At 33.8% G+C, this 17895-nt stretch carries 16 protein-coding genes; 12 read left to right on the top strand and 4 right to left on the bottom strand.

Annotated features, from left to right (window positions below):
- Window positions 1-245: 245 nt before the first annotated feature.
- Both AC3ITQ_RS12105 and prfA read right to left on the bottom strand, forming a co-directional pair.
- Complete coding sequence (locus tag AC3ITQ_RS12105; RefSeq protein WP_489234496.1) at window positions 246-1577, bottom strand: DUF5723 family protein; 1332 nt, start codon at window positions 1575-1577, stop codon at window positions 246-248.
- A 402-nt stretch (window positions 1578-1979) separates the two neighbouring features.
- Complete coding sequence (prfA, locus tag AC3ITQ_RS12100; RefSeq protein ID WP_026981929.1) at window positions 1980-3056, bottom strand: peptide chain release factor 1; 1077 nt, start codon at window positions 3054-3056, stop codon at window positions 1980-1982.
- Between the two features lie 390 nt (window positions 3057-3446).
- On the opposite strand from prfA, the gene AC3ITQ_RS12095 reads away from it, so the two are divergent.
- Both AC3ITQ_RS12095 and AC3ITQ_RS12090 read left to right on the top strand, forming a co-directional pair.
- Window positions 3447-4139, top strand: a complete 693-nt coding sequence (locus AC3ITQ_RS12095) for a hypothetical protein (RefSeq protein WP_489234495.1) — start codon at window positions 3447-3449, stop codon at window positions 4137-4139.
- Window positions 4140-4474: 335 nt separating this feature from the next.
- A complete protein-coding gene (locus AC3ITQ_RS12090) occupies window positions 4475-5425 on the top strand; it encodes a hypothetical protein (protein WP_489234494.1) in 951 nt (316 codons plus the stop codon).
- 321 nt (window positions 5426-5746) lie between these two features.
- On the opposite strand, the gene AC3ITQ_RS12085 is transcribed toward AC3ITQ_RS12090, so the two are convergent.
- A complete protein-coding gene (locus AC3ITQ_RS12085) occupies window positions 5747-5980 on the bottom strand; it encodes a hypothetical protein (RefSeq protein ID WP_489234493.1) in 234 nt (77 codons plus the stop codon).
- 230 nt (window positions 5981-6210) lie between these two features.
- Here AC3ITQ_RS12085 and AC3ITQ_RS12080 point away from each other — a divergent pair, with 230 nt between their 5' ends.
- From AC3ITQ_RS12080 to AC3ITQ_RS12060, 5 genes are all read left to right on the top strand, one after another.
- A complete protein-coding gene (locus AC3ITQ_RS12080) occupies window positions 6211-6579 on the top strand; it encodes a hypothetical protein (RefSeq protein WP_489234492.1) in 369 nt (122 codons plus the stop codon).
- Window positions 6580-6646: 67 nt separating this feature from the next.
- Entirely contained in the window at window positions 6647-7624 is a 978-nt protein-coding gene (locus AC3ITQ_RS12075; RefSeq protein ID WP_489234491.1) for a hypothetical protein, read from the top strand.
- An 80-nt stretch (window positions 7625-7704) separates the two neighbouring features.
- Window positions 7705-8076: a VOC family protein gene (locus tag AC3ITQ_RS12070; RefSeq protein ID WP_489234490.1), complete on the top strand. Its 372-nt coding sequence runs from the start codon at window positions 7705-7707 to the stop codon at window positions 8074-8076.
- Window positions 8077-8130: 54 nt separating this feature from the next.
- Window positions 8131-8475, top strand: a complete 345-nt coding sequence (locus tag AC3ITQ_RS12065) for an avidin-fold protein (protein WP_489234489.1) — start codon at window positions 8131-8133, stop codon at window positions 8473-8475.
- A 32-nt stretch (window positions 8476-8507) separates the two neighbouring features.
- A complete protein-coding gene (locus tag AC3ITQ_RS12060; RefSeq protein WP_489234488.1) occupies window positions 8508-8939 on the top strand; it encodes a hypothetical protein in 432 nt (143 codons plus the stop codon).
- A gap of 106 nt (window positions 8940-9045) precedes the next feature.
- On the opposite strand, the gene AC3ITQ_RS12055 is transcribed toward AC3ITQ_RS12060, so the two are convergent.
- Entirely contained in the window at window positions 9046-10677 is a 1632-nt protein-coding gene (locus AC3ITQ_RS12055; RefSeq protein WP_489234487.1) for a hypothetical protein, read from the bottom strand.
- Window positions 10678-10914: 237 nt separating this feature from the next.
- Here AC3ITQ_RS12055 and AC3ITQ_RS12050 point away from each other — a divergent pair, with 237 nt between their 5' ends.
- The 5 genes from AC3ITQ_RS12050 (at window position 10915) to AC3ITQ_RS12030 (ending at window position 17695) form a co-directional block, all read left to right on the top strand.
- Window positions 10915-11994, top strand: a complete 1080-nt coding sequence (locus AC3ITQ_RS12050) for an acyltransferase family protein (protein ID WP_489234486.1) — start codon at window positions 10915-10917, stop codon at window positions 11992-11994.
- A 193-nt stretch (window positions 11995-12187) separates the two neighbouring features.
- Window positions 12188-13090 carry a hypothetical protein gene (locus tag AC3ITQ_RS12045; protein ID WP_489234485.1) on the top strand — a complete coding sequence of 301 codons (903 nt, stop codon included), beginning with the start codon at window positions 12188-12190 and terminating at the stop codon, window positions 13088-13090.
- Window positions 13080-13835, top strand: coding sequence for a helix-turn-helix domain-containing protein (locus AC3ITQ_RS12040; RefSeq protein WP_489234484.1), 756 nt, complete (start codon window positions 13080-13082; stop codon window positions 13833-13835). The genes AC3ITQ_RS12045 and AC3ITQ_RS12040 overlap by 11 nt, the downstream gene beginning before the upstream one ends.
- Before the next feature lie 61 nt (window positions 13836-13896).
- The gene (locus AC3ITQ_RS12035; RefSeq protein WP_489234483.1) at window positions 13897-15054 is read left to right on the top strand and encodes an FAD-dependent oxidoreductase; all 1158 of its coding nucleotides are present in this window, start codon (window positions 13897-13899) and stop codon (window positions 15052-15054) included.
- A gap of 325 nt (window positions 15055-15379) precedes the next feature.
- Window positions 15380-17695, top strand: a complete 2316-nt coding sequence (locus AC3ITQ_RS12030) for a type IA DNA topoisomerase (RefSeq protein WP_489234482.1) — start codon at window positions 15380-15382, stop codon at window positions 17693-17695.
- Window positions 17696-17895: the final 200 nt, after the last annotated feature.

Genomic DNA, 17895 nt, shown 5'->3' with positions numbered 1-17895 from the left:
TGCTGACTTGACAGACTCTAAGAGTCTAAGGTACTAAGGTACTAAGATTCTAAGGTTCTAGACACTAAGCTAACAAGAAACAAAAAGCCAAACTACAGAGTAGTGAGCCTCTCTATTTTCTGTAATCTATATTCTTTCCTCTTTATTCTTTATTCTTTATCCTTTATCCTTTATCCTTTATTCTTTATTCTTTATTCTAATTCAAAAAAATCTCAGAACCTCAGCATCTCAGTCCCTCAGAACCTTTAATTATAATTCTGATAAATCGGCAATTTCAAACCAACATACAGATTACAAGCTTTTGAAGTGTTTGAAAACAAATTCGAAATCAAAGAACCAGATCCAATAAATAACGGCCCGGCTCTAAAACCAGTTCCAACCTGCGTACCGCTATATTGCATATAGGTTACCGGAAGATAAAAACTGAATTGTCTGGTTTCATATCTTGGTGTAAAAGTAACCGAGTTCGCAATAGCCGTTGCATTTACTTTTTTAGCATCAACCAAATTAAAATCACCGCTTAAATTCAAGTAAAATCTTTGATTTATATTCCAGTCAAAATTGGTGTGCAAAGCCGTTGGCAAATTGGCTTTCATTCCTTTTCTGGTTGCTGTTTTAGTATAGTTTGCGTCAAAAAACTCAAAGATATCATCAGCACTATCAATGTCATCTTGTGTAACAACACCTGTTAAGTCATACGTGTTTTCAATTGCATTTTTATAGTTTAGCTTACCAATATCTGTTACCGAAATAGCTGCTTTATACTTGTAACGGTTTCCAACACAAGTATGGCAATTGGTACGATACTCATAAGTAAAACCTAAGTCAACACCAACACCAGCCGATGTAGCATCAAACTCCGGATCTTCTCCGTTTTCATAATCATAACTAGCAGACGTTCTTAACGTTCCTGTAGAATAATACTGACTCAAAGCCGGATCAACTTCATTTTTGTTAAAGGCAACATTCAAGTCATTTCCGTTGATATAACCGTTCACGCCCGCCATTAAGTATTTTAATGTGATTCCGCCTTTTACAAAATGATAATCGTCATCCCATAATACAGTGGCATAGCTCGCACCAATTTCTGCCCAGGAATTACTAACCGCGTTTGGACTTCCGCCAGAAATCATAAAACCGTTTGAAACATCAATGTCTTTATTCACTTCGTCAATAAGTTCTCCATTTACATCCACAATATTGGTTACACTTCGAACACGTGAAAAAAGCGCCACACTATGTTTCGGCGTAATATTCAGCATAAACGAAGGTCCCATAATATCAACATTAAAATTCCCTCTGTTATTCGATTTAATGTTTTTGCTTGCATCCGCCTGCAAATCAAAACCACCGTCTAAAACTTCGGCGAAATTAACACCATACAAATCGTTTTGTAAAGTCGAACTAACAGAAAAAAGAGTCACATCGGCCTTGTATTTAGAATCTACAACAACAGACGGATTAAATAAAGCACCCTGAATTCCGGCAAAATTGTCATCTCTAAATCCGAAATAAGATTGCGATCGGGCATAAAAAAAGCTTCCCAGGAAGCATAATAAAAGTAAAGTTTTCTTCATAAATTGGTTGGTTATTATTTTATCATGTTTTAAATATTTGCAAATATTTAACAAAAAAACGCAATAAAAAAACTCAACCAATTAGGTTTTAGTTAAGTTTTTAATTTTACTTTAAAAATTGTAATAAAAACCTCGCGTGTAACTTCGCAATATTAAACAAAACGTCTCCCAAAGTTAAAACCGCGGGCTATATTCATAAAAAAAGCCGGACCAAAAAGTAGTTCAGCTTTCTCTATTCTCTATATTCTTTATTCTTTACTCTATTCTCTAAAAAAGCCCCCAAGTTTGAAACCGTGCGCTAAAGTCATAAAAAAAGCCGAACGTAAGTTCGGCTCTAGTCTATTCTCTTTATTCTTTATTCTTTATTCTTTATTCTTTATTCTTTATTCTTTGCTCTAAAAATTAAAACACCTCCGAAGCTTCCTTCAATTTCTCCATATTATTCACCAACTGAAGCTCAGCCACAATTTTCTGAATATCACCATTCATGATGTTTCCTAGATCGTAAAGAGTCAAACCAACTCTGTGATCGGTTACACGACCCTGAGCATAGTTGTACGTACGAATCTTAGCCGAACGGTCACCAGAACTAACCTGAGAAGTACGTTTTGTAGCATCTTCAGCTTCTTTCTTAGCTAACTCTTGTTCGTATAAACGAGAACGTAAAACGTTCAAAGCTTTATCTTTATTTTTGTGTTGTGATTTCTGATCCTGACATTGCGCCACCAAACCAGTTGGAATGTGCGTTAAACGTACAGCCGATTTCGTTGTATTAACCGATTGTCCTCCAGGTCCTGACGAACAGAAGAAATCTACACGAACATCGTTCATATCAATTTGTACATCAAATTCTTCCGCTTCTGGTAAAACCATAACCGTTGCCGCCGATGTATGAACACGACCTTGCGTTTCTGTCTGAGGAACACGCTGTACACGGTGAACACCTGCTTCAAATTTCAAAGTTCCGTAAACATCTTCTCCCGAAACCTCAAAAATAACCTCTTTGAAACCTCCCGAAGTTCCTTCGTTCATATCGACAACCGAAGTTCTCCACCCTTGATTCTCACAATATTTAGTATACATTCTGAACAAATCTCCGGCAAAAATACTCGCTTCATCCCCACCCGTTCCGGCACGAATCTCGACCATCACGTTTTTAGCATCTTCAGGATCTTTAGGGATCAGCATGAACTTGATTTCTTCCTCCAGTTCAGGCAATCTTTCTTTTGCTTCATCAAGTTGCATTTTGGCCATTTCGGTCATATCTGCATCACTTCCATCCGCAATAATTTCGTTTGCCTCATCTATATTAGCCATCAAAAGCACATATTCATCACGCTTTTCAGCCAATGCTTTTAGGTTTTTGTACTCTTGATTCAATTGCACATAACGTTTCTGATCAGAAATAACATCCGGCTGGATAATTAAGTCCGAAATCTCGTCGAAACGTTGTTTTACTATTTGAAGTCTATCTAACATTTTTAATTCCTTTTTATTGGACTGCAAAATTACAAAATTTTTGTTGAAAATTCTATCATTAACTTTTTGAGTTTTTTAGGGGTTGTTTCTTGAGATGTTGCAGTGGAATTATGATGGTTTTTTGGAGCTGTTTCCTGCTATCCGCTATATCTTTTTAGGCAGAATGTTTTCGTTTGGATTAGATGTTTTCGTTTGCCTAAAAAGGATGCCGCTGCTATCAGGGCTAGGGGAATTGTTTGCAGAAGAGTATTTTATGGTTTTCCGTAAGAATTTGGAAATTAAAGAGGTTATGTTTGGAGAATTGAATTCTATCAGATATTCGGTGTTAATTTATATATTTGAAAGAATTAATGGTTAAGCAAATAAATGTTGATTTAGAAAAAACTTAATATGAGAAAAAAACATCGGAATGTAATTTTACAAATAATTAAGGATCATGGGCTATCTCCTTCAAAATTTGAGGTAATAGAAAGTATTTCTGAAGACAAACTTGAACTCTCGACTACTAGTTTTAGATACAAGGATTCACCGTTTTTTTTTGATATAAGAATATCAAATGATAGTTACGACCTTTTTGATTGTCGTTTTGTTTTATATGGACCAAAATTTCCTGTTACAGATTATTATCCTGAAGACTCGTTTGCAAATTTTGATACTATTGCAAGTGATTTTGAAGATTGGATTAAAAAACAAATTATGGAATATGAAGAAGATAAATTTGAACCAGATCTTTGGGCAGATTACATAAATGGGAGTGGAAATATTGATATTAATCAAATTGATTTTAATGATAAAACTAAATTTTCCGATGATCAACAAAAACAAGTACTTATTGCAATAAACGAAGTAAAATATCTGGTTGAGAAACATTTTAGTCCAACTGAACAAGAATTAATCTTAATAAATGAACGTCTTAATTACTTAGTTGATTCTTCGAAAAATTTAAATAAATTCGATTGGAAAAGCCTCTTATTTTCTACTATTATTGGAATCGCAACGACATTAACTTTAGACACGGAAAAAGGAAAATTATTACTAGAATTATTTCGAAGAGTATTTAGTTCTATTAAATTAATTCAATAATAATAACTTATTATTATTTATCTTGTCCTTGATAATAGAATACTTTGAGGACACGAGCGGGATGCCCTGCAGTTCCTTCTAATCTTTTGTGCCGAACCCCGGCATAAAAGGACCTTCCCTCCTATAAGGACTAGGAGTTTAGTTTTTATAATGGCGTTGCGGTTTGTCGTACGCATATTGAGCTGAAAAAGATTATTTTTGAGAAATCATTCTGATGTTTCTAAATGTTAGATTATATATTTCAAAACAATAAATATAAGAAAATTCAATATTTACAATTTGAGTAATGGGCGAACTTTGTCTCGCACACAGGTTATTTGCAATATTTCACACATATGAAACACTTCTTTACAACACTATTACATATAGAATTAACTGATTTTGATGAAGATTATTTAGAAATAATGCCAGGAATAAATTTGACTAATGATTTCAATAAAATAAAAAAATTATTTAATGAAGATATTAGACTACTAATTGGTGGTATAGAATATCAACATATTTCTAAAAGTAAGTCAATATTATATTTTGAATATAGCAATGATGATATTAAGCAGCATTTTAGTGATATTAATAATCTCCAATTTTTAAATTTAATTTTATTATGGACTGACGACTTCCTTAAAAGTACATGGCTAATAAAAGACAATTGCATTTCGTGCGATACAGCTTATTTAATAGATGATGTTAAACTTGAAAATGGAGAATGCTCCAGTCAAAGATTGAATTATCTACATACTGCGACAACTGGGGGAATATACAAAACAACCTTTTCTAAAGCAGAAATTTTAGACACCATAAAAATTCATGAAAAATTACAAGATCATTTAATTTCCAAAGATTCATCTTCATTAAAGTTTTCAATGATTAAAGATTTTAGTAGAATCGGAAGATTTATGTTTTTTATAAAAAACGGTAGAGAATCTAGAAATTTAGGGCACAAATTATTAAATTACTGTTCCGCATTAGAAGCTTTATTTTCTTCAGACAATACAGAAATTGCTCATAAAATTGGTGAAAGAACAGCATTTTTTATGAGCGAAGAAAGAAAGAAAATTGAAATATTTTTGTTAGTTAAGAAAGCTTACGAAATTAGAAGCAAGTTAACTCATGGTGCATCAATTGACAATAAATTAATTGAAAAAATGCCAGAAATATCCTTTGAAATTGATTCACTTTTAAGAGCAATTATTCTCAAAATTATGAATAATGATAGTCTAATTGAAATATTTGAATCCAACAATCAAGTGTTAAATGATTACTTCAACGAACTTATTTTTAAATAAATACTCTCAGCTCTCCGAAGTGTTCCTTCCAAAACGCTACGCAAATGTCTCTGACTTTGCGGAATTTTTTTATCTTCTTAGAAACTACAAAACCTCTAAAAAGTCTCCCGACTTTTAACGATTCATTGTAATAAAATAGTATTTATAAGAATCTAGTTATTTAAAAAAAAATCAGTACAAGTTCGGTAAAAGTCGGGAGACTTTTTAGAGGTTTAGCGCTTTCGAACAAATCATATAAATGGCGCAAAGTCAGTCCCGAAGGCTTTCGGGATTGCGCAGCTTAGAATCAATTCAAAGCTCGTAATTACAAGACCATAAAAATCATTCAATATCCAAATAAGGATTTAAAACCTCGGCTAATTCATTCAACCAATAAAAGCTATTTTCCAGATTGGTTATATTGTTTTGAAGGGTTTCATGCTCTCTCATAATGCCTAAAGCAACGACATAATTTAGCTGTCTTATTGCCTTTGCCATTACTTTTGGATCAACAGATTTATTGAAAAAATCAATTAAATTCTTTTCGGTTTCTTTTGAAAGAGTATTTGCGCTCATAATTCTAAAATTTTGGAATATAGATTTCCTTTTTCGATGGAAACGAAATTATGCATAATCGATTATTTCTATATGATTGTATTCAACCGATTGTATACAACTGATATTACATAGTGATGAAGTCTTATTATTTCTTACTTTTTACAAATCCCACTAAAATTATAATTACGGTTTCACGTAAGGTTTTGGAATTAAAAGAGATTATGTTTGAGAAATAATAAATTAAAATCATGAAAAAATTCTATTTCTTCCTTTTCTTCTGTCTCCTTTTTAACATCGGTTTTTCTCAGGAATCTATTTGCGAAAAATTTAAAATCGGAAAATTTCTCTATACCAGCGAAGGACTTCCAGACATAACCGTTACCCGAACCAAAACCACTCAAACGGAAACTATTAAAGAATCGCCAGCAGTTATTCAAGGCACAATCGTTTGGAAATCAAATTGTACTTATGAATTTATTTTCACGAAAGGGCCTGTACCAGAGCTTATAGGAAAAACGATGTCTGTAGAAATATTTAATATAAACGGAAATACGGCTAAAGGAAAAGCTTTGTTTGAAGGAAAGTATGTAAATTTCGGTTTAGAAAAATTAGAATAATTTCAAACAAAATGAAAGTTCTCGCTGGCGGAGTTCAAAACCAAATTACAAACCAAATTACAAACCATTGAAATCAAAAAACCTACTCATCATTATCTTTTTACTATTACTTGGAAAACCTATAAAAGCGCAAAATAAAATTGACGAAATTTTTAAACTTAAAATTGAAAGGGCTATGATCTCGAGAGGAGATAATTTTCCCGATTTTAAAATAAAAAAAGACAGCTTGGATAAATTTTTATTTGCACTTCACAAAGGCTTTTCACCAAAAGATTTTCAGGAGTATGTAAAGTTCAGCGATGAAAAAATGACGGGTTCAATCGCACTTTTAGAATCTAAAAATTGGCTTCATAAAGTTACTAATCAATACAAACCCACCGTTTTTATTGCCGATGCAAAAGATGGTGAGCTGCTTTTTAAATATGCAAAACCAATTTCAGGAAAAATAACGAAATCTATACGTAAAAATTTAGCCGCAATAAAAGAGCAATTTGGCAAAACAGAAATAGCAAAAAAACAGGATTTTCAAACCTGGTCGTTTTTTATTTTAAGCGACGTTCTATTAGATTCCTGGCAAATTGATAATGTTGAGAAAGAATTTCTTAAGCAGGATGACAGACCTTTACGAAACGGCAAACATTATTATTTTAGAATCACTGAAAATACCAACCAGCAAATAGAATCTTTTGGAATTTACGGCAATCAAACCGAACAAATTGAAGGCCGTTATGTGAGTGTCTACGGAAATAACCGCGATCATTTAAAAATGGCTGTTTCTGATAATCTGGTTTCAACTGCAGACAACGAAACTTTTGATAAAATGGCCAAAAGCTTTTTGCCTGAATTATTAAAAATCTTAGAAGAGGAAAGAAGCTACAGTAAAAAAATATATGTTCAATTGGGCTACGATAAAGAAATAACTTTCGAAGAATTTTTTATCTGGTGGTACCACCTTATTTATACGCAAGCGACAAACGAAATGAAAGAGAAAGGACTTTTGATAATTCCAGAAAGTGGTAATTTCCCTTATACAATTGAAGGATAAAGTATTATTTTTAATTATCTATAGGATAAATCCTTATATTTCATTTCTTAAATAGCTATTAATTAAAATAAATTTTAATTATGGAAACAAAATTTGAAGCAGGAATTAATATTGCAATAAAGCTCCCGAAACATAAATACGATGAAACAGTAGCATTCTACCGCGACATTCTAAAACTGGAAGTTAAAGAAGTGCCTATAACTAATCCGACGGTTTCAAGAACACATTCGGTGCAATTTGGACATAATGTTATTTGGCTGGATTGTGTTGATAATTATACCCATTCTGAAACCTGGTTACAATTGACAGTACCTGATGTCGAAGAAGCGACCAATTATTTAAAACAAAATGGTGTATCGACTTGTGATGAAATTGAAGAAATTCCGCAAAACATGCATTGGATAATGGATCCTTCAGGAACCGTTTTTAATTTGCAAAAAAAGAGCGAGTAAAAATGGCTTCAGAAGAGCTACTCAAACAAACCAGAAATTAAGCCACCATTCCAAATGAATAAATTTGACTTTAATAATAAAAGATTTGCCGTTATTGAAAATTCCGATAACGGAGAAGTAAACACACAAACCATTTTCCACTATCAGCAGAAAGGCAATCTTGTAACAGCAGACTATTCTGGAGGAACAATAACCTATGGGAAAATTATCGCCGACTTAAAAGATGATAGATTACACATGCTTTATCAATGTTTAACAGTAGACAATGAATTGAAAGCGGGTAAGGCTTTAGCAAAAATTAGATTGACAGAAAACGGAAAAATTAAATTGACTTTAGATTGGGAATGGCTCGACGAAGAAAATGCAAAAGGAAGATCTGAATATCTGGAGATTGAGTAAAATATTAATCTGATACTTAAAAAAACAATCAAATGAAACGACTAACCACAACCCTATTTTTAATTTTCAGTTTAACCCTATTCGCCCAATCAAATCAATTTGCTGGCGAATATCAGCGTACACTTGAAGACACAAAAAACAAACATTTAATCGAATATAAATTGACGTTAAATCAAGATGGAACATTTTTATTTCATTCCTATTCAAAGACTAATGGCGGTGTTCCACCAGAAGTAAATAAATACGGAAAAGGAAAATGGACTGCAAAAGATAATCTGATTACTTTTTCTTCAAACAAACAAGAGGATTTAGATGCAAAATATACTTTGGATTTTAATAAGTCTACGGCGAGATTTGTAACTAAAAACCCAAGAGATAAGTCGGACAAAATTGTTAAAACGAAACTTGCTTTTTTGGAATCAGAAATTCCCTGGATGGAGAGAATTGATGTTTTTAAGATATAAATTAAAAAAGTAAAGGGTAACCATTAGTTACCCTTTACTTAAATATCATTTTTGAAATTGTTATTTCTCTTTTTTAATAGTACAGTACAATTTATTCCTGCCTTTTCTATTTCGGAATACTTTCAATAATATAACTGCTTTCCAATTGATTGAAAGCGATAATTTGATTTTTTAAAACCTCAATACGAACCGGAATTGCACTGGTATTGTAGTGCTTAATTGGTGCATTGAAATTATTCTTTTCAAAAACGTCAATCCCGGCAGAATACATTCTTGAAAAGTAAATACGATTGTCTGCCGTAATTTTTACATCGGTCAAATCTAATTGCTGAGAATATTTTCCAGCAAGAACTTCTGTGAAATTTTCATAATTAATATCACATTGGTAACCATAATTGGTACTTATAAAATAACTTTTATCCTCAGATAAAGCAAATAAGTGACTGTCAGCTACTGCTCCTTCAAAAGTGTAATAGTACGATACTTCATCACCCTCTACGATCAGTTTTGTTAAAGCTGTTGAACTTCCATATTCTCGCCCTTCAGGATCTAAAACATAAAAATAATCTCCTTTTGCGTATACCAATTTTCTGTTTGCATTTGTACCAAATGAACCAAAGCGATTCAAAACTTTATCCGTTGAACGGTCATAAACAAGCAATCCGCCTATATCTGCATGTATATGTTTTTCAACAAAGACTATATAATTATTGATCGGTATTGCAGTCCAAATATCGTAATCTGTCTTTAAACTTATTGTTTCCTTTATTTGATGAGTAACTAAATCGATCACAAAAACGTTTCCTTCTTTACTCGGTACATACAAATCTTCAACGCCATTGTATTCTCCAATCGAACAAAAAAAGATTCGGCCCTTTACTGCAATTTTATCCTTATTCTGGTTATTTACATTATAAAATATAACCTCACCTCCCTCGTTGTCAATGATGATAACTTCGTTTTCGTTTTTAGGATTTTTAAGGGTTTGCCCGGGTTTGAATTTCAATCCTCTTGGATTTTCTATGGATAAGATATTTTTACTCTTAATTGTTTTTCCATTTACAACCTTTGTTACCGTATAAAATACGTTAGGTTTCATGTATTGTTTAAGATCAATACTGTTATTCTCTTTCTGATTAACATTGACCTTTATTATATTTTCAGGAAGATAAATTTCCTGATTATTTAAATACGATGCGCCTATGGCATGTATCGTGTACTTTTCGAAACCAGTATTAGTGTCTTCTTCCCATGTTAATTTTAAACCGCCATCTGCTGTTTTTTCTAAAGACGTAAGGGAGAATGACAGCTCTTTATTTTCATGAAAAAGATAATTAATACTAATGGCCGTCATTTGTCTGTCCTCCTCATTAACATATTCTGTTACAACGGCGTACCCTATAAATGAATTAAACGGAACTCCATTATCTGTAAATGTAGTGGTTAAGTTTTTAGTAGTTTCAAATACCAGTTCTCCTGAATGTACGATCACCTCCTGATTCATAAACTCACTTGCATTTGTTTCGAATCTATAAACCTTATAACTTTTAAATTTATTTATTACAACAGGTTTCCATGTTAACTCTAACTTATTGTTATTGCCTGTTAAACTAAGTAATTCCGTTTGGGGTTCATAAATTGCATTTTCCGGAATCCGCTCTTCATCATTCGAACAATTAACAAATAATAATAAAGTGAAGAAATAAAAGAGATAGCTTTTTAAGTTTTGTAAGTTCATAAAGGCGGCTGTACTGATTTTTTGGTATGGATAAATTACATTTTTAATTGGCTATTCTTTTATTTTTTACAAGCCAGTTCTAACATCAGAATAAAAAAAATGGTTTTAAAAACGAGCACGAAGTTATGAAAAATTATAGTTTATTTAACAAATCAATTTTGTGAAAAAATATAGAAAAAATCAATCTTTGCTAAACAGTGTTGCAAATCTGGCAATCTATTTTAAGAAAAGTTAAACATGACACAAATCACTACCGAAGTTTTAAAACCAAAACAACATTTTGAAATCCTTGACGGTTTAAGAGGAATAGCCGCTTTGGCCATTGTCGTTTTCCACTTTATGGAAATCGTTTATCCGCCTGCTGAAAATTTCATTGCTCATGGTTTTTTAGCTGTTGACTTTTTCTTTTGTCTCTCCGGATTTGTTATCGCCTACGCCTATCATGATCGTATGGAGAAAATGACTCTTACTGAGTTTTTTAAATTACGATTAATTCGATTGCATCCGCTGGTAATCTTTGGTTCGGTTTTGGGCTTGCTGACTTTTCTTTTTGATCCGTTTAATAATCATGCGGCAAATTACGAAACCGGTAAATTGATTCTGGTAATTCTCAGCACGCTGCTTCTGATTCCTTTTCCGGCAATGCCAGATCGTTATTTCAATATATTTGGTCTAAATGCGCCTGCCTGGTCTTTGTTTTGGGAGTATGTTGCCAATATTTTTTATGCCCTTTTCCTTCACAAACTAAGCCGCACTGCACTCTTTATATTGACCCTTTTTGCAGCAGGAGGAATTTGTTTTGTTAGCCATCGTGCGGGAGGTTCATTAATGGGCGGATGGAGCGGAGAAACCTTTTGGGATGGATTTGGTCGTATCTCATTTTCTTTCTTATCCGGTATGCTCATTTATCGTTCTAATTGGATCATCAAAACAAAACTGGGTTTTATTGTGTTGTCTGTATTATTGTTGTTGGCCCTATTATTGCCTTTTACTAGTTGGAACTGGCTGACAGAACCTATAGTTGTATTAGTTTATTTCCCGTTACTAATTGCATTGGGAGCTGGAGCAACGCTAACACAAGGTTTCAGAAAACTCTGCATCTTCTTCGGAAAAATATCGTATCCGTTATACATGACACATTATGCCGTGATGTGGATATTCGCTGGCTATTATGGGAAATACAAACCAGCAACAGGTCAATTGGCTTTTATTATAATAATTGGAACATTGCTTTTACTTGGTTTCGCTTATTTAACAATGGTTTTTTATGATACTCCAATTCGAAAATATTTAACGGAGCGAAGAAAGAAAGCTTAATAATCTATCTCAGAGAGACACAGAACTAGTACATGGATATTTAAATCTGGAAATTTAACGATAATACTAAAATAATAAGTTGACAGAGAAAGTATTGAAATCAAAAAATAAAAAAGGGTATTGGAAATCTTATTCTCTAGGCATTCTTATTTGTTTAGCGCTATCCCTTTACTCCTATACAAAATTCATAGCTTTGAAATATCCCAACTATATTGGTTTGATCTTTTCTGTGCTGTTTTTAGTGATTGCCTTACTCATTTTCTATTTTTTAATTTCTATAAAAACCTATACTGTTGCAAACAACAAATTGACTGTAATGTCATTTGGAAGATTGCAAAAAACTTATAATTTAAATGAAGTTAAAAGCTGGACGAAAGCTGACGTAAAAGGGAAATATGGCAGATACGAAATTTTCACTTTACACTTTAAATCGGGCGAAAAAATCAAACTATCAAGCGACACCTATGATAATTATTTTGAAATAAAAATTGAGTTGACTAAAAATAAGCAACGCAATCTAAAACTGGAAGAATTAAACCGAAACAAAGCAGGCCTGATTGCTTTCATTGTCTTCACGTTAATTGGAATATTATGTCTTATCGGTGCGTATGATAAATTGCAAAGTAAAGATCTTGACGATAAGGACATTATCGCTTTTGGTGGCAAAACATCTGGAAGCATTCAATATTTTAATAGAAAACATGATTACATTTTAATAAAACTGGAATCCTATCCTGACTTCGATTTCAGAATTCAGGGCAAGGATTTAAAAGCTACTTTTGTTGAAGATTTAATGAATGAAATTAAAACAGGTGATTCCATCTTTTTAGGTATCGATAAAACAGAATACAGGACAAAAATAATAAAGACAGATTCCTTGTCGTTTCCTGACAACTATTTTTTTAATGAAACAATCAGCGTTAAAAGTGTTCACTCAAAAAATAATGATTACCTAAAATTATCAGAGGTTAATGCTATTCGTGCTGATGATAAATATTGGGATTTTGGAATTTTTGGTGTCTTTGGATTGATATTTATGCTGACGGGTATTTATGGAATAAAAACAGTAATAACAAAAATGAACGATGAACAATGACTTCTATTATAAAGCTGTAGAGCCAGACCAGTCACTTCTTGACTTTGTAGAAAATATTGGGATGTTTCATAACCCGTCAAACGATCCTATGGAAGTGGTCTTAATGCCAGACGGAAGAATTGATTTGTTTTTTATGAAAACAGAATCAGAGCCATTTGAAATTACACTTATTGGTCTGGAAAATGTACCTGAACAACAAATTATTCCGGCAAATGCATTGGCTTTCAAAATTAGTTTTAAACCCTTAGGAGCTGAATATCTTTTACAGACTTCTATTGCCGATATTTTAAACAGCGCCAAAGTTTTACCTAATGATTTTTGGGAATTTACCGCTGATGATTTAAAAGATTTTGAGGGTTTTCATTCTATAGTAGCCACAAAACTAAAGGAACTTTTACCCGCTAAAATCGACGAAAGAAAACGCAAACTTTTTAAACTGGTTTATGAATCCAACGGCGAAATAAAAATACAACAGCTTTCAGAAGAAATATCCTGGAGCAGCCGCGAAATCAACCGGTATTTCAATAAACAATTCGGACTTTCTTTAAATGCATTTTGCAAAATCCTGCGCTTCAAGGCATCCCTGGAACATATTGCAAAAGGCAGACTTTTTCCGGAATTGAACTTCACCGATCAAACGCATTTCATCAAAGAAATAAAAAAATTCTCTGGTGTTGTACCCAGCGAATTGCTAAAAAATAAAGATGACCGATTTATACTATTATCCGTTCTGAAACAACAATAATTTTGTTCCGACCAAAGGCTGAAAAGCCAAACGGAATCAAATTAATTTAAAATGGAACCGAATGTTACTAGAAAATAAACAAGTCGCTATTATTGGCGGCGGTCCCGGCGGACTTACTTTAGCCAGACTTTTACAATTGCAGAATGTGAATGTAAAAGTATATGAAAGAGATTTAAATAAAAACGCAAGAGTACAGGGTTCACCTTTGGATATGCATGACAATTCGGGTTTAGCCGCTATTCGAAAAGCTAATTTATTTGAAGAATTCAGAACTAATTTTATGCCTGGTGCAGATAAAACGCTGCTTTTAGATGAGCAGGCAACAGTATTTTACAGCGATCATGAAACGAATGTGGAAGAAGATTTTGACAATGAATATTTTCGTCCTGAAATTGACCGCGGTGTATTGCGAAAAATACTAATCGAATCACTACAGCCTGAAACCATAGTTTGGGACAGCCATTTTATTTCGATGGAACCACAAAACGAAGGCTGGTTACTACACTTCAAAAACGGTTTATCTGTTTACGCTGATGTTGTAATTGGTTCTGATGGTGCCAATTCTAAAATTCGCCCCTACATCACTGACATAAAACCGTTTTATTCAGGCATCACTATGCTGGAGGGCAATATTTACGATTCTGAAAAAGCCGCACCACACCTGCATTCGGTAATAAAGGGAGGCAAAATAATGGCATTCGGAAATGAAAAAAACATATTGATGGGACAAAAAGGCGACGGTGCTCTTGGTTTTTACGCCAGCTTTAGAGCAGATGAAAACTGGTCTATTGAAAGTGGTTTAGACTACGCTGACAAAGTGCAAATTTTAGAATGGTTTAAAAATGCCTATCCCGAATGGAGCACTGTTTGGTATGAACTATTCGAAAATGTTTCGGTACCTTTTATTCCGCGTCTTATTAATTGCATTCCTTTAGATCAAACCTGGGAAGCTTTGCCTAATGTGACCATCATTGGAGATGCTGCACACGTAATGCCTCCATTTGCAGGTGAAGGCGCTAATATGGCCATGCTTGATGCTTTAGAATTAAGTGAATGCTTAACTTCTGATAAATACAAAACCATTCAGGAAGCTATTACCTTTTATGAATCAAATATGCGTCAAAGAGCTTCAAAAGCAGCAAAGGAATCTTTAGAAAACGGCGAAAAAATGCACTCGAAAGATGCATTGAAAACGATGTTGGAGTTCTTTAATCACTAAGGTGCTGAGCTAAAAATCAATCAAAGATAGTGCGAAATTTTCGCATAAAGTCACTGAGTCGCAAAGTTTTGTTTCACGCAGATTTTAAAAGATTTTAGCAGATAAACGCAGATTTTTTACAACTGATTTTAAGTAAAAAATCTGCTGAAATCTTTTAAAATCTGCTTGAAATAATTTGCAGCAAAAAACTTTGCGCCTTAGCGGCTTTGCGAGATTAAAAAAATCAAGCTCAAAAAAAATCTTAGTGTCTTTGTGCCTTAGTGGCAAAAAATTTCAATACCAATTTCTAATTCCCTAATTTCGCTTTCCAATTAAGAAAGAGAAAATGAAGGTCTGTATTGCCGAGAAACCAAGTGTAGCACGTGAAATCGCATCCGTTTTGGGAGCCAATACCAAGCACGACGGCTATTACGAAGGCAACGGTTATGCCGTGACCTACACTTTTGGGCATTTATGCACCTTAAAAGAACCCAACGACTACAAACCACACTGGAAAAGCTGGGATTTGAATAACCTGCCGATGCTTCCGGAGAAATTCGAAACCAAAGTCGTTGAGAATTCAGGAATCCAAAAACAATTCAAAATTGTAAAAAGTCTATTCGACAAAGCCGAAGTGGTGATAAACTGCGGGGATGCCGGGCAGGAAGGAGAATTGATTCAGCGTTGGGTAATGAACGAAGCCAATTATAAAGGCGAAGTGCAGCGTTTGTGGATTTCGTCTTTGACAACAGAAGCCATAAAAGAGGGTTTTGATAACTTAAAACCTTCTGCGAACTACGATAATTTATTCTACGCCGGATTTTCAAGAGCGATTGGTGATTGGCTACTCGGAATGAACGCAACTCGTTTGTATACCGTAAAACATGGCGGCTACAAACAAGTATTGTCTATCGGCCGCGTGCAAACGCCGACTTTAGCGATGGTTGTAGATCGATTTAAAGAAATCGAGAATTTTAAACCCCAACCCTACTGGGAATTGCAGACTTTATACAGGGAAACACTTTTTAGTTATGAAGAAGGCCGTTTTTTGAATAAAGAAGACGGACAACTTTTGGCGAATAAAGTCAAAGAAAGTGACTTCGAAATTGTTTCAGTAGAAAAAAAGAACGGAAACGAATTTGCTCCAAAACTATTTGACTTAACAGGTTTACAGGTTTATTGCAATACCAAATTTGGGTTTTCGGCTGATGAAACGCTTAAAATTGCGCAGAGTTTGTACGAGCAAAAAGTGGTTACGTATCCCAGAGTTGATACGACATTTTTACCTAGTGATATTTATCCGAAAGTACCGGGAATTCTGCAGAAATTATCGAATTACAGTACGTTGACCCAACCTCTTTTAGAGAAAAAAATTAAAAAATCGCCAAAGGTTTTCAACGATAAAAAAGTAACCGATCACCATGCGATTATTCCAACAGGAATAGAAAGCAATTTACAATACAATCAACAACAGGTTTACGATATTATTACAAGACGTTTTATTGCGGTGTTTTACGACGATTGTTTGGTTGCCAACACCACTGTAATTGGTAAAGCGGCTGAGGTACTATTTAAAACGACCGGAAAAGAGATTTTGAAAAAAGGTTTTCGCGTAGTTTTTGAAGATCCAAATGCCAAAGAAAAAGAAGCTGATATATTACCAAGTTTCATTGTAGGCGAAAGAGGTCCGCATGAACCTTCGTTCTTAGAAAAGGAAACCAAACCACCCAATCAGTTTACCGAAGCGACTTTACTGCGTGCGATGGAAACCGCCGGAAAACAGGTTGACGACGAAGATTTACGTGAATTAATGAAGGAGAACGGAATTGGCCGTCCGTCTACGCGTGCGAATATCATTGAAACACTTTTTAAACGTCAGTACATCGTTCGAAATAAAAAACAAGTTTTGCCTACACCAACTGGAATTCAGCTTATTGAAACGATTCAGAATGAATTAATCAAATCGGCTGAACTGACAGGTTCCTGGGAAAAGCAATTGAAAGATATCGAGAAAGGAACTTATACTGCAGGTGCTTTTATTAAAAACATGAAGCGCATGGTTGAAGCTTTGGTTACTGAAGTCCGAAGTGAAACCCGACACGCCAATATTTCGCATGTTGGAAATGTGCAGAAAGAAGCCGTAAAAGTCGAACAAAAGAAAGCGGCCGGAATTTTGGCAGAAGCCTGTCCGAAATGTAAAAAAGGAAATCTGATAAAAGGAAAATCGGCTTATGGCTGTTCTGAATATAAATCAGGTTGTGACTTTGTTTTGCCTTATGTTTTTTTCGATAAAAAAATAACAGAGAGTCAATATATGCGATTGCTTCAGAAAGGTTCAACCGTAAACATAAAAGGCTTTAAAACCGAAGCCGGTGCCGTAGAAGGTTTAATTCGTTTTGAAGAAAACTACAAACTTAAATTAGAAGCAAAAAAAACAGCTCCGAAAGCAAAATCAGAAGTAAAACCAGAAACCGCCTCAGACTCCTTAACCTGTCCAAAATGTAAAAAAGGAACAGTTCTAAAAGGAAACACAGCCTACGGTTGCAGTGATTATAAATTGGGTTGTGATTTCAAAGTGACTTTTGATGAGGTAAGAGCCAAACTAAAAGACCAAAAACCAAGCAAAGAGTTGGTTTATACTATTTTAACGGAAAGTTTTTAAAGTTTTTAAAGTTTTTAAAGTTTTTTGCCACTTCCGATAGCTATCGGGATCAAGGATTAAAATGATTTGTTTCACGCAGATTTAAAAAAGATTTAAGCAGATGTGCGCAGATTTATATATTTTAAAATCAAAATTAATCTGCCTAAATCTGCAGAATCTGCGTGAAATAAAAATTATTGAATCTGATTCACCTATTCTCT

The organism is Flavobacterium sp. KH_001 (assembly GCF_057840745.1).
This window is presented reverse-complemented; position numbering and strand designations above follow the sequence as displayed.